Here is a 23,006-nt window from a genome sequence, read left to right on the forward strand (position 1 = left end):
AATTACATTACATATAATAAAACTCTTGTGTATATGGATAGAAAACGTTATAATATCTAATGTGTCTAATATGTGCCCGTAGCTCAGCAGGATAGAGCAATGGTTTCCGGTACCATGTGTCGGGGGTTCGAATCCTCTCGGGCGCGTTATGTTGAAAGTTAATAGTAGCAAGGCTCCGAGCAACTTTCGGAACCTTGCTAATTTTGTTTTCTATAGCTATATTTCTAACAAACTTCTAACCTATTAATTTTTTTCGATCAAATAACTGTTAATAGTGCTCCGTAGCAAAAAACAAAAATCACACCTAATAAAATTTCTCTTCAAATTACATAGGCCTACTTGCTGCGGTGGGCCTTTTTTAAATTGCTGTTACTAAAAAAGAAAACCTATTTTATTTATCCTTTTTAAGATTGACTTTTCCCTATAGTTTCTATATTATTAGAACAAATGTTCCCAAAGGAGTAACTTGTCATGAACAAAAATTTAATTGATAAATTTATAGCAATGCCTTTAGCAGTTACAGTGTTTAAGCAAGATCAGAATCAATTTAAATCATTTAAGATGAGGAATCTTTATTTAGATAAGTTGGATGCGGTTATAGACAGAATGGAGAAAGATTTTTATTCACTGAAACAAACTTTAATTAGTAAATACCATTTAGATGTAAAAGTTATCGATCAGTGCACGTATAATGTGAATGGAAAAGTTATAGAATATACTCCAGAGGAAATGAAATTGATGACTAGTGAGGTTATGCATGAATATTTATTTAAAGTGAAGGAATTTGAAAGGAAAGAACGAATATGGAATGTATAGTGCATAATAACAAACCTGTTTGGCCAAACTAATAAAACTTCCCTTCAAACTACATAAGCTACCCGAAATAGGGTAGCTCTTTTTTTATATGAAATCATTCATCTTTAGGAAAAGCATATTACAGTCCTAATCACCGCACCAGCTACTACCGATATAGGGGACTCTATGGACAAGGTAACTAAGCACAATGATTAAGGACCAGGGAGAAGGAAGGTTTACCTCTCTTACAGTACAACATATTTTTTAAATTATGGTAAGATGAATAAAACAATCAACGAGATAGCACAAATTTAGTTAGGAGGTGAAAAAGTGAAATACAAATTAGACATGAAAGACATTCCGCCGGAAACAAAAAAAGAAATGGATAGATTCTTTTTTAGGACTAGCATACCTAGAATCATAGAGGAAGAAAAACGGAGAAAAAAGAAAGGAAAAGATGGCGAATGCAACAACTAAACATCAATTTAACAATACCAGTACCTGTTGATCAAGATTAATAATCAAGGTATAGAAGGTAAGTAATTTTTAGACCGCCCTAAAAAGAGCGGTCTTCATTATTATTTCACGTCTTTTTTATACACCCAAGACATGATCCCATCCAGCAGCACCCGATCAGATTTAACTTGAATGATTTTGTAGGTACTGCCTTTAACGTAGCTTGCAATGGACTCTCCAGTAGCAAAATGAGTCGCTGTTTTCTTGACGGTTACTTTATCCCCTACAGCAAAGGATGTGGAACCTCCTGAACTTCCGGATCCACTTACTTTCAATACTTGTCCAGGATGGATAGTATCACCTTTAAGGTTATTTAAGGATTTTAATTCTTTTACAGTCATACCATGATCTTTAGCGATTTCCCATAGAGTATCGCCTTTTTTAACGGTGTAGGTGCCATCGCTAGGTGTAGATCCACCACTCCCTTTTTCAAGACCAAATGCTTTAGCAATACCATTAACATGGCCACGTGCAACATCATTAATCCAAGACTGTGATTTCATCTTGCTTGCATCAGAGCTATGGTCAATAAATCCATTTTCAGTGAGTACGGCTGGCATAGCCGATTCCCGTAATACATGGAGGTTAGCTTTCTTTTTTCCTCGATCTCTCATATTAATCTTTTTCATCACTTCATTATGGATATCACTTTGGATTTTTCCTGTTTTTGAAGAACTTGAAACGGTGGTATAGATATAATCCTCATAACCTGTTCCACCACCTGCATTAATATGAATAGATAAGAAAAGGTCTGCACCCCATGCATTAGCTTCGTTAGTTCTTTGTGTCAATGTAGGGTAGCTGTCTCCTGTTCGTGACATTTTAACTGACACGCCTTTATATTCTCCAAAGTACTGCTGCACTTTCTTTGCAATCTTTAATGTGATGTCCTTTTCTTTAATACCATTAGCTTGTGCACCTGGGTCACTGCCACCATGTCCTGCATCAATAAAAATACGTACCATATTATCAAACAACCTCTCTTTTTATGAATTGTCCATTTTCGTTTCTTGCGCTCATATTCGGGCGCGATATACCTAATTCTTTTACATAGGAAGCTACTGTTGACTTGCCAATACCTAATTGTTTCGCTATATATCTACCAGAAAATCCTTGCGAATAAAGCTTTTCTATTTCCTTAACGTTGTACTTTCTTACACCTTTTTTATCAAGTGTGTTGTGCAATCTTCTATGGTGTTGTGCTGTTAACAACTCCAGATTCTCAATCCTATTATCCGTCTTGACTTTATTCTTATGGTGGATAATCTCATCGGGCCGTAGCATTCTTCTTAGATGTTTCTCCATAACTAATCTGTGCTCTCGAACATAATTATTGTTTGCGTTAGGATGATTCGGTTTTCTTACTATGACATAACCGTCACCGTCCATGGTTCGCCCCTTTGTTTTGGATTGTCTAGAAAGATCAGGCTTATCATGGTTTTCTTTGATAACCATTTTTACCACTCTCCTTTAATATTTTTTGCATTAAAAAAAGACACCCAATTCGAGCGTCTTATTTCATGCCATGATCTTTTAAATATTTTTTATTTTGTCGAGCTTGCTTAGTAATATCTGTATCAAAATACGTGGCAATCAGAGCCATCACAACTGTTGCTACTGTTGATACAGCCTCATAAATTTGTTCATCAGTAAATGGCAAAGGGTCAAATCCAAATCCTATTAAGAATTGGTTGATTAAAACTATTACCAGCACAACAATACGAACGATCATATTCTTATTAAATTGCATGTTTATCACCTCCTTTAAATGGACTGATTCATTAGTAAAATAATTAGTGTAATCAAAGCAAAAATCCATCCGCCCCAATTGCGAATGGATTCACCTACTGATTGTTTGCCTTGTGTCATAGCTTTCATTTCATTTACTTGTTCTTTGACTGCCCCTAGTTCTTCTCTCAATCCGTTATATTTTTTAATAATATTTCTCGTTTCTTTCATTTCCGCTCGTAGATCTCGAAAATCGCCTTGCATTGCGTTTAACTGTTCAAATAATTCTTTGTTGCTATACCATTGTTCACTCATGCTCAACCCCCTGTGAATCTATATATATTAATACATCCTATATCGTTTAAAGATAACGAATATCATCGCCACCTTTAAAATAGCATAAAAATAACACCTGATTTTTAATCGGTGTTGTCATCCTTATTATCTCCTTTTAATTCGTCAATTTTTTCTCGCTGACTAGTTATGATCGCATCTTTATAACTATTCTCCTTCACTAAATCCATATAGCTTTGCATCAACGAATTATAAGCATATTGTAGATTGACTTTTTGTTGTTCCATCAATAAGTACCTCCTAAATGATCAATTATTGCTTTCTCTAACGTTTCTATCCTTTCATTTTGTGATTCCAATTTATTCTTTAATTGTTTGTTTTCATTGTATAGATCATCCACTCTGTTTGTTTGATGCTTTAAAGAACCTGCAATAACACCTACAAAATTATCTTGTATAACATATTCGCCATCTGCACTAATTAATTCATAGGGTGCTTCATCTAAAATCATTCCATAGCTTTCTTTTCTTCGTGTTGATCTTGCATTCTTTTGACCATCCGTCTTGTAATGGAATGATTTCAATTTTATGTTGTCAAAAATTCCTTGTGCTTTTTCAGTCTTTAAGTCATTTATATTTTCTTTTGATTCTCTTTTAGATAATTTGTGCTCCTCATTTCGGTGGATGTGGTTCGTGTATATTCTCCATAGCCTAGCATTAGGATTACCTATATAACCCCAACCACTAACATTAGGTTTAATCGTTTGATTCCATGCACCATCTCCTTCATAGTTTGATCTGCTGAATATCCAATAGTTAGAATCATTACTCATTACAAACCTATGTTGCTTTGCGTAATGAGTGGCATATTCTTTCGCTCTGTACTCTACATAAACATCTGATGCTTCAGTACCAACTACAAACGTATCATTGACGTTCATTCCAACTCCTGCCGATTTACTGCCATTACCGCTGAAGAACCTTATTGTACTAGGGTCTGATTGCCCTTTACCTCCAAGATTTCTAATGCCAATGTGGATTCTTTCATTTCCACTACTATCAACAGAAACAAATCCTGTATCATCAATCTTAATTTCCTGCTTACCATCATGGACACCAACAGTTATTTTTCCAGTATCAACTATTCCTGCTTTCAAGGCATTTGTAGATACGGTATCGTTGTAAAGATTTCCTCCATCAATATAAGTAGTATCTCCATAAACCCATGCTTCGTAAGGATTCCACTCTGTCGCTTTCTTCCCTTTTTCTAACTTAGGTTCCCCAAAAAGGAAATATGCAGCTTTCCCATTTGTTGATTCGGAACCAATGAATATTGCAATATCATCTGCACTATCTCCAGAATATGTGAACGTGTAGGTATATTTATATAAAGACTTATTGAATCCGTTATATTCAATCGTGTCTATTTTCTCTTTTGAAAAATTGAAACTTTCTCTTATTGCACCGCTATAATATATACCGCAAGAAGTAAAATCTGAATCTAACCAATCACTTGAAAAACCTATCATAGAAAAAGTGTAGGTTTCTCCGTTTCTTAATTTATAACGATAAGGTGTTCTTATTCTAGGGTTATCACCTTCTTCGACACCACTTCCTACATTTACATGTAAGAAATTATATCCGTCTACTTCTCTTGTACTTAATCCTTTTATATAGCTTATCCAACTTACCCAATCATCAACATGATGTTTTTTGCTAAAATCCGTATAGGATAATATGTTACTAGAGCCTAATTCAATTTGTGTTGGGTCGTAACCTTCTTCAAATACGGTTTCAGGTCCAACTGCAACTTGATTACCTCTTAATCTTCCTTTTATATCAGCATCTGTTATTTCTACATTGGCGATCTTAGCAAAATCTATTTTTGCATCTCCTGCAATCATTTCATTCGTGATTATTCCATCTTTGATATAGACTTTTCCATTTTCTACTACTAAATCACCATCGATAGATACACGTTCAGCATCAATTTCAATTTCCTCTGGGGATTGGTTAATAGTTGAAATGACACCATTTTTTTCTACTTTTAATTTAATATTATCTGCGTTTTGTGTAATGCTCGATTCTGCTTCAGTTACTCTGATATTCATATCATCCATGTCAGTTTCGTATTTTTCTTCTTTAACCCTTAAAGCTATTTCCTTTGATTGTTGATCTATTTCAGAACCTAATTTTTTAATGTCATATTTAATATCTTGAGGATTAGGTTGCCATGGCAATGCTCTTGTTCCTTCTTGAAGTTGCACTTCCCATATTCTGAACCAACTGTTGCTTGTATCTCTTGATGATACTCCACCAATTTTTAATTGTGCTTCTTTCATAGTTTGGTTAGCTTCAAACTTTAAAATTTGTAAATTTGTATCGTACCTAGATGATGTTTCTGTTATATCTAACGATTGTTCATTTTCATTATCAAATATTTTAATTAAACTGAAGTCAACTCTAGGACTTCCTCCAGTCCTTCTTTCAACGAATGATAAAACATATTTTTTTCCTTTTTCAACATAAAATGTTTCAGGAAATATAAAGCCGACTTCATCTCCCTTGACCGCAGGTCTTTTTCTGACTCTCGCTATATCTCCTGTGTATGTTACATAGCTTGAATATGGGGATGTTTGATCAATTTCGGTTTCTTCAAATGGTATTAAATTTGTTACGTTTTCTTCTTCATTAAAGTCGGTATTCCTTAAAATATTTCTTCCACTAATCTCTAAATCGTTGATTTTATCAATGACATAGGATTCGTTGACCTTACTATTGATTCTGTCTGAATGTTGTTTAAATGTTGAGTTTGTATCGTCTTTAAATGTCTTATAGTCTGTCTCTAATCCAGATACTTCACTTTCAATTCCCTTTGCGGTTTGCTCGATCTCGCTTGTGTATTTTTGTAAATTGTCGATTTCATTTTCCATATCTTCCGGCGCAGGTGACCAGTCGGTGGCTTTGTTGCCTTTTTCGAGCATAATGTCAGGTATATCATCTGATGCGTTTGACAAATAGATAAAACCCCATGTAATTCCTTGAGGTACTTTTAATTTGTTTTCAGTATTTGGAGGTTGATCATCTAACCTAAAAGCTTTGTCGATTACGGGAGAACCTTCCTTCGGTTCTTCGTTAAACCAATATACAGCCCAACGATTATTCGTATCAGACAATCTGTATAATACCCACTCTTCTCCTTCTTCAACAGGAAAAGAATACCCTCGCCAATCTGATCTAGACTCTAATATGTCACCTCCAACCCATGCAAGATTATTAATTTTTTCTCTTACAAAGTAATTCCTTCCACCAATGTCAATTTTCCCTAATTCGCCTTGTACATAGGTTTCGTCTACCTTTGACCTGATCTTTTTAGCATTTTGTTCGATACTGCTGGTATTTGATTCTATATTATTCAAGATTCCTTTTTTATCAGTCTGATATTGTTCATCAGATACCTTTAATTCAATTTTCCTTGCGTTTTGTTCAATAGAAGATTGGTTATCTGATATTGATGTTTCAAGGCTTTCTTTATCCTGTTGATACTGTGTATCATTTACCTTAGTTTTAATATCCTTTTCTGACTGACTAATACGGGTCTCATGACTTTTCAAATCCGTTATGATGCCTTCTTTATCTGTTTCATAAACTGTCTTTGATACGACATTGTCAAACATATCATCTAACTGTTCAATGGTGTAAACATCATCTTTATTCGCTTTATCAACTAGCTTGCCATTAACAAATTCAGCATCAACTTTATCTGCTAAATCTGTGATGATTTCCCCGACTTTTTCTTGATATTCACCGATATCGACTGCCCCAATATCATCTGCGCTTATAGGTGACAAAGGAACCCATTCTGTACCATTCCAACGTTTTAAAACATAAGGTTTATTGCTAATGTCTAGCCAAAACTTATAATCATCAGGACTAGGTGCTTCTTCTCCTTCATAAATGCTATATTCAATAAATTCAGGAACAATATCTTCCAGATCAGGTAATTCTAATTGAACAGTTGAAGCACTTACTTGTTCAGAATAATCACTAGGTGTACCATGCGTGTTTACTGCACGTACTCTAAAATACCATTTTTCATCTGTATCAGCTTCAAAGTTATAACCCCCTACTTTCCCCCTGTAAACTAAATTTGTCTTATCAGGAGTGAATCCATTAATTTCTGAAGCATATACCTCATAGTTTGATATTATATGAGTTGGTTCATAGTCCCATGAAAGCATGATCGTTTTAAATAACCCTTCTGCTTTAACATTTTTAGGTACATCTGGCTTAATGTCTGGGAATTTTTCATCTGTTACAGGTCCACCTCCTGCATCCCAATTTCCACTATCTTCTTTTACCTTATCTACAACCCAATCAATGTCAGTATTGTCTGGGTCTAAATCTAATATGTTGCCAAGTTTGACATCACCGCTGCTAGGGTCTCCAATATCGTAAGTCATTTCCATAACACGACTTTCAATGAGTATCATTGGTTTGATATCTTTATCCCTAGCAATGCCTGTATCGCCAATGAACACTTCTTCGTGTTCATAACCTGATATTTTATAAAAGGTTTTAATAGACATTTCATATTGTGCCTTTGGTTCTTTTTCATTCTGAACCGCTTGCCATGTTTTATTTAAAAGTTTTTCTGGCTCTTTTTCTTCATTATCTTCATAAAGAGCAAAACGGTGTTCCATTTCTCCTGTTTCAGGGTTATAGATGCCATGCTTCTTTCTTGCATCTTCATCTCCGACCCATTCCTGCCCTTTCGGCTTATCAACTGGGTCTCCATTATCCTTAGACCAAACAACATCACGAAATGTTATTTTTCGGCTATGGCCACCACCCTCCGTTTCCAATGATGAACCTTTTCCATATAAAGCCGTTTTAGGATAATAAAGAATGGTTCTAGTAATGTTTTGAATATCTTTACCAATTTCAAATCGCTTTCCTTTATCTTCACCTTTTCGATCTAGGATATCTATATATCTTCCAACTATTTTATTGTCTTTTATTTCAATGCGATCAATAACTTCTCCGCCCCATGTTTCGATTAGCTTTTCAAGACACTTATAGGCACTTTTGAAATAAAAGCTAGTTGAGTTTTTCCCTAAATTAGCTACATTCCCTACTTTCCATCTTGAGTTTTCTAAAATTAACCCCAGAACAAACTCGGCCGATCTGTCCTGGGGCTTCCTTTCCTCTACCATTACATCTGTTAATTCATCCATAGCAGGTTTGCACTGTATTTCTTTTTCCGTTGATTCTCCATCCTGATCATCTGTTTCACGAATAGTAAACAATCTTAGATTACCTTTTAAGTCTCTAAATGCGACCTGATTTCCACCAACTAAATAATCGGCATCTTGATCATCAGCAGGAAAAACAATAGAAAAGGAAACAGGCTTCTTAACTGTTTCCTTGAAAGGTGCTTCTATATATTTATCTGTCACTGCTAAAATATTATCAAACTTATCAAATATAAATATTTTCTCTCGCATTTGCTATCATCCTAACAACTTACAGATGATTTTATTCCATCTTCTGTGCACGATATTGAAGAAGATCGATCGCCATCCCTGACAATAAATTCAAATCCTATTAACCTTTGCGTATATTTAGGCACTTTATCTGTCGTGTTATATCTTACAGTTCCATCTTCATAAAATTCTTTAATAAGATTCATCATCACTTCCACCTTTCTGTGTATTCCACTTCTATCTGCATAGAAGGTATCGTTCTGATTAAATTGATTCCTGATTCAAAACTAAAAAAGTCAGCATATAACAGATCAATGGTTTTCATTTGCAATTTATCATTAATAAAGACTTTATTTTTTTCAAAATCAATTTTTATTACATCATTCTTTTTAAAATCATAATGCAATCTCAATATTTCATCTTTTTTACTCAATTGTAGATAAGGCATATCTTCTTTCATAACTACTGTAACGAAAGGTTCTGCACCTGCATTTCCTTTAACCTCTATTTCTGTTGCTTGTGATATTTCTAACCAACGCATTATGCCCCACCCTCTGGGTCTGGTTCAGGTTCTTCCAATGCCTTGAGCCTTTCATCTATATCATCTAATAAGGTTTGCATAGTTGAAATGCTTTCCTTATTGGCTTGTAAGTCATTTTGAACACTTTTTATAGATTCATCAATATTTGTTATATCTGTTTCAATATCACTAATGCTATTAGTGTTTTTAGTTATATTACTTTTGTTTGTACTAATGCTATCACTATTTTTATCAATATCACTTGTGTTCGTGCTGATATTTGATTTATTCGTACTTATAGATTCAGTGTTAGAATTAATTTTTGATTCATTGCTATCAACATCAGAACGTAACCCTTTGATATCACTTTTAGCTTTATTTGAATCCTGTTTTAAAGTTGATACATCACTCTTAATAGAACTAATATTACTCTTGATTGCCTTTATTTCATCATCTATTTTATCTGAATTTCGACCGAAATTTGCTAAGGTTGTATCAATTTCATCTGTCATTTCAGGTTTAACTAATTTTAAATTAGGGGTTGTTGTTGCCATTAACTAATCCCTCCCACGTCATTCCTTCGTATTCTTCCCATGTGAATTTCTTTAGTGCTATGGTTTTCTTAGGTTCACCATATTTTCGAGGGTCAGGGCATAGGAAATTTATTTTCAAGGTGGAGAAGGACACAATTTCCTGATCAGGAATTGCATCCCCTTCAACTATGGCATAATACGTTCGGTTAGGTCTATCATCAAAAACTAATGGTTTTTCTTCATCTGTGATGAGCCAATCTGCCATTTCTTCTGTTTTATCTAGCAAGTCATCTTTGCTATCCCCTTCTATTCGTAGTTTAACAGGTATGACCAATCCCTCTATTTCTTTTCCCGACACTTTTTCACCAATTTTATGAGGAACTTTCGTTTTATTTCTTTTGATTGGCGCCCAATAAGGTCTCTCCATTTCCAAAATACGAATATAAGGCTTTTTTATATTATTAAAGGTGAAATTACTCGACATTATCCATCACCTCTGTAGCTCTTTCGTTTCTGTTGTTTTGTAACATAAGGTTCAACCATCTTTCCTACTACATGACCATTCATGACTACTGCATAATCATGTTCTTGTTCAACTGCTCTAGCAATACGTTTCAATTCACTCAATACTTCTTTATTGTGCTTTTCATCTTTAAATCCTAGTGCATCTCCTGTTCTTTCCCAGATCGCCTGTTGGCTTTTTCTTTTGGCAGGGTCATGACTAATGACTGATTCTGCCCAACCACCCTCTGCAATCCAAGCCAACTGTTTGCGGTTAATGCCAAATGCACCATCAGCATAGCCGACATAAGATTTTCCTTGCGCAAGAGCACGAATGCCCGGAACATTAAACACGTTTCCATATCTTGACTTGATGTAATTAATGGCGGCTACAGCATTATGCACAGGATTCATAATGTCATCCATACCTGACTTTTTGTGAGCATTAAATGTAGGTTGAATTGTCTGCATAAGACCCATAGATGGTGTACCACGTTTCCAGTTTATATCCCATTTATTAACGGTACTCGGTCCAGTTCTTCCTCCTGATTCTTTCATTGCGATTGTTTCTAATGCATTTTGCCATGCTTTAGGTACTCCTGTTACCGCTATTGCTTTAGCAATCCACTGTTTGACATTTCCTGTTGCATTAGCACCAGAACCAAAATCAAAACTTTCTGTTTCACCTTTGATAAAGCTAACAGCGCCATCTTTGACTTTCTTGGCAAGACCTTTTGCCATCTTTCCAATAAACTCAACACCACTTGGCATTTTAAAACCTAGATAATCAAGTGCTTTATTTAATAATAACTTAGGTTTTGTGATGTAATCCCAAACGTTAGGTGCTTTTGCTTTCTTCATTTCATTTACATTAGAACCTTGAGAAACTGCACCACCAATTTGATAATCATATGTTCCATCTTCATACTTAGGTATAGAATCAAATAGGTTTCTTGTGTTTTTAGCTGATAAAACGTGAGTTCCTTTTTCTCCGTAGGTCAATGTAGGTTTATCAGGACTTAAATAGTGATTTCCATCAGGTGTAGAAATTAATTCGCTCCCTTTATTACTTCCCTTACCATCACCAACCCACATTAAACCGCCTTTATGACCTGCACCTTTAGTTCCTTTAGCAAACTTAGGTACATCCCATTCAGGTACTTTGGATTTAACACCAATTTTCCCTAATACCCAATTCACACCACCAATAACACCATTTACCCCTTTTCCTAATGTTTCAGCTAATTTATTCGTTACTTTCTTAACCCCACTCATGACTTTGGATGCCATGTTTCCAATTCCATCACCGATTCTGCCCGGTAATTTTTTAGCTGCATCCACAATGTCTGTGAATGTACTTTTAACATTGTCAAATACTTTGCTGAATACCTCTGACGTTTTCTTTTTGATATTATTCCAAGCGTTTTTAACACCATCAAAAGTATTTTTAACAGCGTTCGTAACATTACTTTTTATATTACTAAAGATATTCTTAGCCGTATTGAAAACCTTATTAAAAATAGACTTCGTTGTATTAAAAAGGTTATTCCAGATGCTTTTAACTTTATTAAAAATGCTTGTAACTAAATTAGAAATGGTATTTTTTATGGAGTTCCATATCTTACTTAATAGGTTCTTGATGTTATTGGTAATATTAGAAATGGTGCTTTTCATGTTATTAAATCTTTTTTTTACAAAATTAACGATTTTACTAACGATTTTACTAAAAAATGAATAAATTTGATTCCATATTTTGCTTATAACGTTTTTGATCTTTGTTGTGATCGAGGAAACAAACTCCCTCATAATATTAAAACGCTTCTTAACAAAATTAACTATTTTAGAAACTATTTTATTAAAGAATGATGATATAGCATTCCAAACTTTATTTATAACGTTTTTTATGCCATTATTTATACTTGAAACGGTATTCTTCATACCGTTAAACATTTTCTTGACAAAGGTCGTTATCCAAGTAACAACTTTATTAAAAATATTTTTTATTCCATTCCAGACCCTAGAAAATATATTCTTAAATGGACTGGCAAAGGCTTTTGCACCTTTTAGCAACTTACCGAATAAAGATAACTGAATAAAGTTCCATAAAAACTTAATAGCACCCTTGAATATATCTTTGATGCCTTCCCACATCTTGGAAAAGTCGCCTGTAAATAATCCTGAAAAGGTCTTGATCAATCCTTGGATGAATTGTAGACCCCCATTGACAACACCTTTTATGTTACCCCAGACGCTTTTTGCAATGGCTAACATTGCCTTAAACGCCCCACCTAGTATCGTTTTTAGGATAGGGAAGGTTTTTCGGAAGATAGCCATAAGGAAATTCATCACAGGACTAACAACAGTTTTAATGGAATTAAACACATTTCTAAATGCTTGTAATATCTGGGTTCCGTTTGAATCCCAGAAGGCCTTCATTTGCGCTATCTTTTCTTTAAAAAAACTGACTACTGTTCCGATAGCATTAGAAACATGGGTTTTCATGGTTTGAAACCCTGTTTTCATTCCGTTAAGAAATGCTTGAATCTGTGGGTTAGTTGTCAAGAACTCTTTGATACCTGATACCGCATTTAAAAAGGCATCCTTTAACCGATTAACAACATTTCTAAACGTCTCCGATTTATTATAGGCTGTTACAAATCCTAAGGTAAGAGCTGACAATACGGTTATAACAATTCCAATAGGATTTGTTAATCCTACAAATCCTTTCTTTAAAATTGGAAGTAAGCCACCCATTTTTCCAACTTTGGTTATCGCTTTCCCAATAACTGTGGTAAATGGACCGAATACTTTCATTAGTGTTCCTAGCGCTATACTTATAGGGCCTATTGCTACTGCTAAACCACTAAATAATCCAACCATCTTTTTGACAGGTGGGTCTAGTCCGCTAAACCATTTAATCAATTCGCTTACTTTTGATGCAACTGCTTCAAAAGCATTTTCTATCTTGCTTTGAATTTGTGGCATGTTAGCAAGTACCCAATCAAGGAACTTTTGAAGGTATGGTAAAACCGCTAATCCAATTTCACGACCAACTGCACCTAAAGCACGCTTCGCACTATCCATGGAATCCTGAAATTTAACTGATGCTTGAATCTGATCCTCAGACATAACAATACCTAATTCTTGCGCTTTCGTTTTAGCCTCTTCTATTGATAACGCACCATCTTCTAAAGCAGGCAATAATTGACGTGCCATTCTTGTGCCAAATAATTCCGTTGCTAAACCTGCTCTTTCTTGTCCATTTTCCATTTCCGATAAACTCTGAATGGATTGTGCAAACGCATCTTCGGTACTTAATGTTCCATTTTCGACATCTTCTAGGTTAATCCCTAGTGCCTCAAGAGCACTTGCATATTTTTCGTTGCCCTGAACCGCTAATCCCATTCGTTGGTTTAATCGACCAACTGCTTTTTCCATTTGTTCTTGGCTTAGACCATTTTGAGATGCCCAATAGTCCATCTCTTGATAAAATTTAGTTGATACGCCCATTTGTTGAGAATGCTTGTGAATGTGATCAGCATTACCTGTGATCTTGCTTGTTAGAGCAAGCAGTGAACCACCTAAGGCTACAGCTGCCCCACCTACAATGGCAGACATTTTTGTCCATTTTTTCCCGAATCCCTGAACCTTGCCACCCAGATCGGAAATGCGTTGTCCTTGTCTTTGGAATGTGTCTCCTGCTTTCAGCCAACCTTTTGACATTCCTTGCGTTGCTTGTTCTGAACTTTTTTTCAAGCCACTAAAGTCTTTCTTCATGTCATTTACAACAGCTTTTACTCCACTTGAATTAGCAACAAAAGAAGCCATTAACTCTCTTACATTAGCCAAACTCTTACCTCCCTTCTGTTATTTATTTTGTTTGTCTTATTCTTCAAAATCCCACTTATAAACTTTTTTTAGCTTTGGTTTCTTAGGTTGTTTTGGCATTAACATATCTTCAAATTCTTTCTTCGCCTTTAAAAATTTCTTATCTGGCTTACCATAGGCAGGTTGAGAAAAGACATTTGATAAATAATTAATCCACATCTCTATTTGTTTCTTTTCATCTTCCTGCTTTTCTTTTTCAAGTGTCATATCCATATATTTTAATAATTCAACCGCAGGACTATTCACAACCTCTTTGCGACCGCCTAATTGCTTAGATAATTTATAAATAAATGCTTCCTCTAGGCTTGCATTGTTTCCGCTTGTTGTGCCTGATTCCGTCTGATCTTGAATACATTCGTTAGTTTTTTGGTTGTGGCTAAAGACTTTTTTGCTCGGTTCACCAACTTTTGAATGTCATTTACTTCAATCACTGCATCATAAATATCAAATACATCAACTGACTTTTGCGCCATTAAAGTGTCATACTCAACATCAGATAAGATAGCCAACAACTCAAAAGCTTTATTAGGTATGTTTACTAGAAGAACATCAAACGCACCTAACAAGGATTGCATGATTCTATTTCCTGATTCTTCTTGTAACTGTTCTTCTGTTTTATCTCCTTGTTCTTCTTCGCTTGTTTCTTGTGCACTATCAAATATTTCAACTAACAAGTTCCTTAGGTTTTCGTCTTGTTCAGCAATCTTTAAAATATCGTTCACTACCACCATTGCTTTTGATATTTGCCATAGGCTTACTTCTTCAACCTCATGTTGAATTGTTTCTACTGTATTGTCCTCTTTAACTTTTAAATTTACTTTCATTGATTAATCCTCCTGAAATTGTGATAAAAGAAAAAAGAGCAGGGATTTCCCTACTCTTTATGATTATTACTCTGTTCCTCCACTTCCATCATCAGCGATTAATTCTTTTAGCTTAGTAACTTCTTCCTCGGTGAATTGTGGTTCTGCATCTTTACCATCTGCACCGTCTTTTCCTGCTGGACCTGTGTCACCAGTGTCGCCTTTAGGACCTTTTAAAGATGCAAGCCATTCTTCTTCTGTGCCTTCAAAACCGTTGTCAACTGCCACTTGATATGCCGATTTACCATCTTTTCCATCAGCCCCTGGGTCTCCCTTTTCACCATCTTTCCCATCAGTTCCGGGGTCTCCTTTTTCCCCTTTATCCCCTTTTAAATTAGATTCTTTACTCCATTTATCATTAGATTTTTTATATAAATCTCCGTTCGTTGCGTTTAAATAAACATCTCCATTTTTACCTGCATCTGCACTTGGTTCACCTTCTGCAACTAAAAATTCCATGCCTGAACCACCTCCTGCTATTCCTACAACTGGCAAAGGATTATCGACTGAAATTTCTACTGGGTTTCCATCTTTATCATAAAATTGTGGCAATCCCATTGTAGAACCAAGAATTTTCGTATACAGCACGTCTTTATCTACTTCTGCCATTCTATAAACCCTCCTTTGAAAATAATATTAATTTTAATTATGATAACGCTATCCAATCATTCCCCGATTATGCTAGCTAATCCTATTTGAAGTGACTGAATAGCGTTTATTGGTTTGGGGTTTCTTCGCCTCCGTCATTGCCACCATCTCCACCATCATTGCCATCATCTGCATTAGGGTCAACTCCACCACGATAGAAAAAGTTACCTTCTTTTGCTGCATCAAATCCTTCACGTGGTGCCATAGCAAGAGTGATTGGAACATTACCTTGTTCGCCAGAAAATTCTCTTTCAAATCCTTCTGTTGATGATGCATTATAAATGACCCAATCCCTACTTTTCTCACTTTCCGGAAGTGATCTAGGATGAATTGTCACTTTATATCCTTTAGGTTTAGAGCCAATAGGCGCATCTGTAACTCCACCGCCTTCAACTTCTACGGTTGATGCAAGTGCAACGTCTAAAATCTTTGCATCCTCCTGACCTGCGGAAATGGTAATTTCACCTTCCCAGCCCGATAATCGTCTTTCAACTACCGTTTCTCCAAAATCAATAAAAGTAAATTCAGTATAAGAAGGTGTCAGATTTAAAGAACCACCTTCTGCTTGAAGATATTCCTTTCCATCAAATCTGATTATATCTCCCGATTCATTATCTTCTAGCGTTATAGTCGCCGCTCCGAATACATATTCTTTATCTTGTTCCATTTGTCGTTTCCTCCTTTGATTCTATTAAATCAACGTCAAAATTGACGCTATATTCCATAACCCCTTTATTCACACCAACACGCAAAATGTCACTACTGGCAGTTATCAGGAAAACATGATAACGCTTATCTAAAAGCGTTATACCATCCCTTTTATAACTTGTAGTGACATTAAAATTTTCTTTTTTATGAAGTATATCGAATACCTTATGAGCAAGTGTTTCAGCGTAATCCCAATCACTAGATCTAATATAGACCTGATAAGAAGGATATCTATAATTGGTATCATATTTATCGGGCTTTGAACCACCTGTTGAATAAACCGTACCGGTATGATCATCAGCAGTTCTATAATTAATTGACCAATTTAAGTCAGGTATTTCCTTTTCTAGGATTCTCATTAAAGGCTTCTGAATCATAATTTATCACTTAGTATTCGCTCTAATATCCTTATATTCATGATGTCATAATCTTCTTCAATCGCTCTTACTGCATTTTCCAGATACTTCTGTCCTGGGGCATAACCTCTCCACGAAGGTTTATTTGCAGTTCCTTCACCAATTCCGGGTTCTTCGTGCCTTCTTAACGCATATTCGACATTAGTTCCACCTCTAACAATGATTTCATCTCCATTTTTAACCGCTTGATCAAAGTTGATAGAATCCTCCAATGTACCTTCGTCGTGGTGTACTAATGCCTTCGCACCTTCTTCTGCAAGCAAACCAAACTTCGAGTATTCTTCTAGGATGATATTATCTGTTTGATCTGATATTTTTTGTAACTGTTCAATGAATTCATCCAACCCATCCCATTCAATCTTAAAAACCTCTTTAGCCATTTGCAAACACCGTCCGATAATGAACTTTATCCCCTAATAGATTTATGATCTCTTCTGTCGATTCGACTATTCCGTTTCCTTCTTTGCCACTCACAGTAGTATAAGTAACTTCTGTACCATCTTTGAGTTCAACGTTTGCAGGTAAATCAATCTCCACATTAACTTGACGCTCTTTTCCATCTTTGTCAATAATTACATTTGACCTCAATTGAACTCTCGCTTTTGACTTAACCTCTTTTGTAACAGGTCTACCATAATCATCAGTTATAGGTTCCCCATTATCATCCAACACAGGCACATGTGCGGTTATTTCGCTTTTCATAGGCGGTCTCATATTAAACTTCCTGTTTTCCCTGTACTATTAGGTCTTAAAATATCTAAAACGGCAGGAGCAATTAAACTACTTCCACCATTGCTACTACTATTACTGTTGTTTTTTTGAAAGGAAACAGATACCCCTTTTACGCTATACGAAGCTATGCCTTGTTTTCTCAACTTGTCAAAGCCTTCATCCTCCCCATCAAGCATATAAAGGATTTGTAAAGCTATAATTCTATCGGTAATCATATTTTCTTTAAAATATCCTTTTAGTAATTCATGGGCAGTGAAAATAATTTTATCCTTTTCTGTATCATCTAATTCCATAAATGATTCGTTACCGTACATTTTATCTATATACTTTTTCACTTTTTCAATCATAACTGATCACATCTTTTCTCTTATAAAATTAAAAGAAAAAGAGTGCCTATAATTTAGACACTCAACAATACAATAGATTGTGGTTTTTGAAGTCCCGGAAAACATGCTTCGCCTACTGTAATAATTTGACGTGGTGGGTTAGTTAGAATTTGTGGCTCAACAAACTTACCAGGTTCATAATTCGTTTCAACAAGTGGTCCTACAAAAGTTTTTCCTAAATCAGCACCAATGAGTGCAACTGTATCATCAGCTAACAACTGCTGCTCTCCGTCATTTGTATTTACAACATCATCATTAACTTGGTAAGGTGGAAGGCTCAATGCGGTAAAAACATTTTGAAGATCATCTTTTGTCAAAAGACGTTTTCCTGCGTTTTCGCCATAAACCTGTGTGCGTACTTGTTCATTTTTCAATAAATTAGCTTCAGTTGCACTTGTCATATGCATTACAACCGGCTTTCTGCGTTGGTTTTCCTTCTTATACTGTTCAACTGCTTTTTGAATATCTTCTAATGGTGTAGATGCAGCATCACTCCAAACCTTTTCAGCTTTGATACGATTTGCTTTAGGGATTCCAAAATCAGCGTCTATATGCATATCGTTTTCCTTATCTGCATATTTCAACTTTCCAGTATACACAACCTGTGCTCTTAAAAATTCTTCTGCATCATCAACCCCCATCACAAGGTCATCTGTTGTATCGTATACATAATCAATTACTTTTGCTTTCTCTTGATCTGTTCTTGGTCTGTTAAATGCAAGAAGTTGTTTTTCGTCTAATTGACTTTGATGTTGTATTTTTGCAACCTCCGCAAAAGCTTGTTTAAAATCCTTAGTGTCACGCAAAGGGGCACTAGCATTCCATCCTGTCAGACTCGCCATTTGTGCATAGTGACCTTCAATCACGTTATATGCAAAGTTAATATCAAATACTGGCTCTTGTGGCATGATATCTCTCAATAAATATTTTCTTTGAAGTGGTACTGTTTGAACATATCCTGTTAGTTGCTCTTTTTGAAATTCATCTAAATGTAGTGGCATCTATATCTCTCCTTTTATCCTTTAATTGTTTCTTATACGTCAAAACGTAGGTAGCCTTTTACTTCTTCTTTAAAACCTTTTGTTACGCCTGTGCATTTGTTTTCTAGCGGATGCCCTGCAATGACTAATCCAACAATGGCATTTCCGCCGTTAACGATTTTAATGTCATGCGCTGTTAATCCTGCACCTTCTCTATTTGTATCAGGTTCTTCATTCTCTCCACCATCTGATGGGTCTTTCCATGGAACATAAAGTCCAGTATCGGCATCTTTATAAACTGCAGTTCCTGCTTTTACATACTCACCATCTGTAAACTTTGAGCCATCTAGTGTTGCCCCTGCTGTTTTGTGTTCTAGTCCTACGGTGTTACGTAAGAATTCCTTTTTCCCAGCAACCTTTTGAATAGTCGGTTGTAAATTCATAATTATTTATCCTCCTTTTTATGTCGTTCTAGTGCCTTTCGTCTCCCGGCTTCCATTGGATCCATCTTCTTTTTCTTGTTTCCTTTTCGACGTGAACCAGGAACGTATGTCATTTTTCTTTTTTTCTTTTCTGGTTCTTCCTCGTCATCGTCATCATCATCTTCTTCAGTTGCACCAAGATATTCCGGAAATTCTTCTTCCAATTCCTCGAACAAATCGTCAAGGTTTTCTGGTTCGCCATCATCATCTAATTCAATATCATCCACGTTGATCAGACGTGCCAGTAACTTTGGATTCACTTGGTTATCAATGGCATATTCCTTGACCATTGCACGCTTTTCCTTACGTTCAGCGCGTTCGATACGTTTTTCTTTCTCGGACAGTTGGCTTTTAAGTGTTTCAACTTCGTCCTCATCATCTTTGTCCTGTTTCTCTTTCTTTTTATCTGCCTGTTCTTTGAGTCGGCGATACTCGTCTGGATCCACGTCCTTATATTTTTTCATGCGCTTAGATAACTGTTCCTTCATCTTCTTTTGATATTGCTTTTTAAACTCTTTATCTTTGAGCAACTCATCTAAGTCAGGAACATCCTCATCATCTTCCGTATCGTCATTGTCATCTGCATCATCTTCGTCGTCAGAGCTATCACCTTCGTCAGCAAAGAATTGCAAATCCAATTTCAACGGCTTTACTTCCTCTTTCTCTATCGTGGAAAGGTCACGCTCAAATAATGATATTAACCATGTAATAAATTGTTTTAACATTTTTATATCCTTTCTCTGCTAAGGCGCAGGAACCATTACTCATATAGCTTTTTATGCCTTCAATATGGTTTGGGCAAAATAAAAAGCACCCTTATAGGATGCTTATCCACTCATTTTCTGAACCTCACTACGATACTTGCTTTGCATCTTTTTGAAGTTATCGCTATTCGACCTCTTTGATCTCCTGAATCCACCAAGCGTTTTAGGGGCATCATCCCCCAGAACCGCTTTATAACGTGCATATTGTTTCTTTTCTTCATTACGTTTTCTGTTGTTTTTTTGCTTATCTGCATAGGCTTGTTTGTGTTCTTCGCTTCTGGTATCTTTATTCGGGTCAAAGTCCATTGATTTCTGTTTTTCCTTGTTAATCTCAATTCCATCCTTGTACTGATCCACATAAGCAATTACACTACAATGGCAGTTCGGATGAAAAGGCGGTGTTTCGTCTGCCCCTAACTGTGTAAATCCTTCCGTTTCTCCCGTTAGACTGAATACAATATCACGATATGGGGCGCACTCCTCACATGTGGGCGTGTTCCCTGTTATCTTGATTAATTCAACATCATTTTCCTGATATCTATTTATAACACCTTGTGTATTAGCCATCTTCATATTTGTTCTGGTGACAACCTGACTATAAAAATCTAATGGCAATGATTTGCCATTTATGGTTGTGAAAGCATGCATTCCCTGCTTAGCAAACGATTCGGCAACCCTTTTTGTTATTTCCTTCCGAGGATTACCGCTAATGATTCCACTTTGTATATCACTTTTGACAGAATCCAATACATTTCCAATGGCTTTATTAGCACTATTCCTAGCAGTCCTGATAGCTGCTTTTAAATCCATCATGGTATTATCTGTTAATTCGGCTACCGCCTGCATATGAACATGAGTTGCAAACGCAGACGTAACCTCTCCACCAGATGAAATACTCGCTGATACACCATACTTAGGGTCAATACCTGCATCAACTAATGCCTTTGAACCTTCATCAACCCCACCAAAATAAGAAAATAAAATGTCCTGAGGGATAACATCATCAATATCTAAATCTAACCTCTTGAACATATCATTGATTGTTGCAAGTGCTCTATTTGCTTGTTCTTCATTCAATAGATCGGTATTAAGAAGTTTGTCTAATATTTCAATTCTCATGGTTTTTATAACTTCAATGAGTTGTTCGCTTTTCATTCTTTATCATCCTGATCGTCTTTTTCCTTTTGTATCGGATTCCCTTGATCATCCCTGTTACCCATAAAATTTTGCAATGTCTGCCTTCCCCGTAACAGACTAAATGAGTCGTCACTACTCTGCTCCGCCTCAACTCTTTCAAGTTCTTCGTAAACCCATTCTTCGCTAGCATTAGGGTTATTCCTTCTGATTGTCGTTTCAAGCGATTGCGTACCTTCTGTGTAGCCTTTATTATTTTCCTCAATCAATTCTTTACGACTAATGGGAATCATTGAATTAAGTTGCACGTCTGGTTCTTCTATAACAACCATTGGATCATTATAATTTGCAAGCCATAGAGCGCTTTCGATTAAGTGTTTCAGAAAATGAATATATTCCCCTTGTATCTGTTCCGCTTTTAAAAGGGATGTGAATAAATCATAAAACTTAGCAACTCCACTTTGAGCCGCGCCTGCTCCACTATCCATATAGAAGTCTACAACCTTCTCGGATGTTTGGGTTTCCATTAGCATGAGTTTGACTAAATCCTTCACCCATTGGATATCACCAATCTTTGTTATATCGATCTGTATGACTTCCATCGCCTTGCCATTTTCGTCATAAGTTGTTACTTCTAAATCCCTATGATCGATCTTACCCTCATCTCCGTATCTTTCGTGCGCTTTTTCCTGCAATGCCTGCATGATCTCTTTTGATACGGCGATCCTAGGCTTTCCATTACGTTCAAAAGTTATAGCATTACGTGTTAAGGTCCAATTGATCTCATCTTGTTTTCCTTCTTGGTTCTTTAAGCATGAAGTTCCTAGTGGATGCATAAACGTTTTATTGTTTGGCCAATAAATAATAAAAGGTCTACCTCTACCTTGGTACACCTTTTCTAATTGATTCATGCCTAGCAACTCTTTGGCTTCATCATCTTCAATTTCTTCTGTTTTGCGCTGATCATTTAATCTGTAAAGAATATGTCTGGTATAAAGGTCACCACTTACCACTTGTTCTCGATAAACATGCAAGTATTCTTCCTCATCAATTTCAATTTCATATGCTAGGTCAGCGCCTAATCCATCTTCATGAGGATAATACACATCACGTGCTTTAAATTCTAGTCTTAGTCCTCTTTCATCTAACCAAGGCACACCAACTAACCCACCGTCCACTTGGTGCTGGAGGATATTGCCCCAGTGTTCAAATGCTAGATTGCTATTTTTCTGAATCTGATCAATAAGTTCCTGCTGCACATGGATGATCTTGCTTATCTCGTCTCTTGGCTCATCCACGATTTCATCTGTACTTGCATTTATCTCCTCTGCTTGAAAGTCATCTTGCGATAAGGACGACTGTATATTGCCAATAGAGCGACTTACAAGCATGGCCGGTATCTCAGGTATTAATTTACTTATATTCGCTACTATGTACGGCGTTTGCACATTTTGAGCGTGCTGTGAACCATACATAATGTTGTCTGTGATTTCGCCTTTTTCAATTAGGTTTCTGGCACGTGGAAATATGTTAGAGTGCTCCCCTTCATAAAGATCACGATAAAAGAATATCTTATCATGTATTGCTTCGATTACTGACTTATCGAACTTTTCCCATGTTGGCATTAGTTCAC

General features: G+C 36.0%; 25 protein-coding genes and 1 tRNA gene. 3 read left to right on the forward strand and 23 right to left on the reverse strand.

Going from position 1 to position 23,006, the window contains the following annotated elements; genetic code table 11:
• Positions 1–72 precede the first annotated feature (72 nt).
• The 3 genes from GZ63_RS0100025 (at position 73) to GZ63_RS17685 (ending at position 1,272) form a co-directional block, all read left to right on the forward strand.
• Positions 73–146, forward strand: a tRNA-Arg gene (locus GZ63_RS0100025).
• A 325-nt stretch (positions 147–471) separates the two neighbouring features.
• Positions 472–816 carry a hypothetical protein gene (locus GZ63_RS0100030; protein WP_029265663.1) on the forward strand — a complete coding sequence of 115 codons (345 nt, stop codon included), beginning with the start codon at positions 472–474 and terminating at the stop codon, positions 814–816.
• Positions 817–1,125: 309 nt separating this feature from the next.
• Positions 1,126–1,272, forward strand: coding sequence for a hypothetical protein (locus GZ63_RS17685; protein ID WP_156947633.1), 147 nt, complete (start codon positions 1,126–1,128; stop codon positions 1,270–1,272).
• 101 nt (positions 1,273–1,373) lie between these two features.
• Here GZ63_RS17685 and GZ63_RS0100040 read toward each other — a convergent pair whose 3' ends face one another.
• The 23 genes from GZ63_RS0100040 to GZ63_RS0100165 all read right to left on the reverse strand — a co-directional run bounded on the left by GZ63_RS0100040 (position 1,374) and on the right by GZ63_RS0100165 (position 22,998).
• Positions 1,374–2,276: an N-acetylmuramoyl-L-alanine amidase family protein gene (locus GZ63_RS0100040; protein ID WP_084178863.1), complete on the reverse strand. Its 903-nt coding sequence runs from the start codon at positions 2,274–2,276 to the stop codon at positions 1,374–1,376.
• Positions 2,277–2,280: 4 nt separating this feature from the next.
• A complete protein-coding gene (locus GZ63_RS16985; protein ID WP_051681313.1) occupies positions 2,281–2,766 on the reverse strand; it encodes an HNH endonuclease in 486 nt (161 codons plus the stop codon).
• A gap of 58 nt (positions 2,767–2,824) precedes the next feature.
• On the reverse strand, positions 2,825–3,061 hold the full coding sequence (locus GZ63_RS0100050; RefSeq protein WP_029265669.1) for a phage holin: 237 nt from the start codon (positions 3,059–3,061) through the stop codon (positions 2,825–2,827).
• Between the two features lie 14 nt (positions 3,062–3,075).
• Positions 3,076–3,354, reverse strand: a complete 279-nt coding sequence (locus GZ63_RS0100055) for a hypothetical protein (protein ID WP_029265671.1) — start codon at positions 3,352–3,354, stop codon at positions 3,076–3,078.
• Between the two features lie 104 nt (positions 3,355–3,458).
• Entirely contained in the window at positions 3,459–3,620 is a 162-nt protein-coding gene (locus GZ63_RS17690) for a hypothetical protein (RefSeq protein ID WP_156947634.1), read from the reverse strand.
• A complete protein-coding gene (locus GZ63_RS16990) occupies positions 3,620–8,839 on the reverse strand; it encodes a phage tail spike protein (protein ID WP_051681314.1) in 5,220 nt (1,739 codons plus the stop codon). The genes GZ63_RS17690 and GZ63_RS16990 overlap by 1 nt, the downstream gene beginning before the upstream one ends.
• Before the next feature lie 187 nt (positions 8,840–9,026).
• Complete coding sequence (locus tag GZ63_RS0100075; RefSeq protein ID WP_029265675.1) at positions 9,027–9,359, reverse strand: phage distal tail protein; 333 nt, start codon at positions 9,357–9,359, stop codon at positions 9,027–9,029.
• The gene (locus GZ63_RS0100080) at positions 9,359–9,892 is read right to left on the reverse strand and encodes a hypothetical protein (RefSeq protein WP_029265677.1); all 534 of its coding nucleotides are present in this window, start codon (positions 9,890–9,892) and stop codon (positions 9,359–9,361) included. The genes GZ63_RS0100075 and GZ63_RS0100080 overlap by 1 nt, the downstream gene beginning before the upstream one ends.
• A complete protein-coding gene (locus GZ63_RS0100085) occupies positions 9,873–10,355 on the reverse strand; it encodes a distal tail protein Dit (protein ID WP_051681315.1) in 483 nt (160 codons plus the stop codon). The genes GZ63_RS0100080 and GZ63_RS0100085 overlap by 20 nt, the downstream gene beginning before the upstream one ends.
• A complete protein-coding gene (locus GZ63_RS16995; protein WP_051681316.1) occupies positions 10,355–14,221 on the reverse strand; it encodes a transglycosylase SLT domain-containing protein in 3,867 nt (1,288 codons plus the stop codon). Before GZ63_RS16995 ends, GZ63_RS0100085 begins: the two co-directional genes overlap by 1 nt.
• Before the next feature lie 36 nt (positions 14,222–14,257).
• Positions 14,258–14,506 (reverse strand): hypothetical protein, encoded by a 249-nt coding sequence (locus tag GZ63_RS0100095; RefSeq protein ID WP_029265682.1) that lies wholly within the window; start codon positions 14,504–14,506, stop codon positions 14,258–14,260.
• Between the two features lie 53 nt (positions 14,507–14,559).
• Complete coding sequence (locus GZ63_RS0100100) at positions 14,560–15,084, reverse strand: hypothetical protein (RefSeq protein ID WP_029265684.1); 525 nt, start codon at positions 15,082–15,084, stop codon at positions 14,560–14,562.
• Between the two features lie 66 nt (positions 15,085–15,150).
• Positions 15,151–15,732 (reverse strand): collagen-like protein, encoded by a 582-nt coding sequence (locus GZ63_RS18240; protein WP_051681317.1) that lies wholly within the window; start codon positions 15,730–15,732, stop codon positions 15,151–15,153.
• A 106-nt stretch (positions 15,733–15,838) separates the two neighbouring features.
• The gene (locus tag GZ63_RS0100120) at positions 15,839–16,438 is read right to left on the reverse strand and encodes a hypothetical protein (RefSeq protein ID WP_051681318.1); all 600 of its coding nucleotides are present in this window, start codon (positions 16,436–16,438) and stop codon (positions 15,839–15,841) included.
• Positions 16,425–16,856 (reverse strand): phage tail terminator protein, encoded by a 432-nt coding sequence (locus GZ63_RS0100125; protein WP_029265689.1) that lies wholly within the window; start codon positions 16,854–16,856, stop codon positions 16,425–16,427. Before GZ63_RS0100125 ends, GZ63_RS0100120 begins: the two co-directional genes overlap by 14 nt.
• Positions 16,853–17,275, reverse strand: coding sequence for an HK97 gp10 family phage protein (locus GZ63_RS0100130; protein ID WP_029265690.1), 423 nt, complete (start codon positions 17,273–17,275; stop codon positions 16,853–16,855). Before GZ63_RS0100130 ends, GZ63_RS0100125 begins: the two co-directional genes overlap by 4 nt.
• A complete protein-coding gene (locus GZ63_RS0100135) occupies positions 17,268–17,609 on the reverse strand; it encodes a hypothetical protein (RefSeq protein ID WP_029265692.1) in 342 nt (113 codons plus the stop codon). The genes GZ63_RS0100130 and GZ63_RS0100135 overlap by 8 nt, the downstream gene beginning before the upstream one ends.
• Positions 17,606–17,974 carry a hypothetical protein gene (locus GZ63_RS0100140; RefSeq protein ID WP_051681319.1) on the reverse strand — a complete coding sequence of 123 codons (369 nt, stop codon included), beginning with the start codon at positions 17,972–17,974 and terminating at the stop codon, positions 17,606–17,608. The genes GZ63_RS0100135 and GZ63_RS0100140 overlap by 4 nt, the downstream gene beginning before the upstream one ends.
• A 53-nt stretch (positions 17,975–18,027) precedes the next feature.
• The gene (locus GZ63_RS0100145; protein ID WP_029265696.1) at positions 18,028–19,014 is read right to left on the reverse strand and encodes a major capsid protein; all 987 of its coding nucleotides are present in this window, start codon (positions 19,012–19,014) and stop codon (positions 18,028–18,030) included.
• 32 nt (positions 19,015–19,046) lie between these two features.
• Complete coding sequence (locus tag GZ63_RS0100150; RefSeq protein ID WP_029265698.1) at positions 19,047–19,436, reverse strand: hypothetical protein; 390 nt, start codon at positions 19,434–19,436, stop codon at positions 19,047–19,049.
• A 2-nt stretch (positions 19,437–19,438) separates the two neighbouring features.
• A complete protein-coding gene (locus GZ63_RS0100155) occupies positions 19,439–20,200 on the reverse strand; it encodes a hypothetical protein (protein ID WP_029265701.1) in 762 nt (253 codons plus the stop codon).
• Positions 20,201–20,302: 102 nt separating this feature from the next.
• Positions 20,303–21,394, reverse strand: coding sequence for a phage minor capsid protein (locus tag GZ63_RS0100160; protein WP_029265703.1), 1,092 nt, complete (start codon positions 21,392–21,394; stop codon positions 20,303–20,305).
• Positions 21,391–22,998, reverse strand: coding sequence for a phage portal protein (locus GZ63_RS0100165; RefSeq protein ID WP_029265705.1), 1,608 nt, complete (start codon positions 22,996–22,998; stop codon positions 21,391–21,393). Before GZ63_RS0100165 ends, GZ63_RS0100160 begins: the two co-directional genes overlap by 4 nt.
• Positions 22,999–23,006 lie beyond the last annotated feature (8 nt).

This window comes from Virgibacillus alimentarius, assembly GCF_000709085.1.
Lineage (GTDB): Bacteria > Bacillota > Bacilli > Bacillales > Amphibacillaceae > Virgibacillus_B > Virgibacillus_B alimentarius.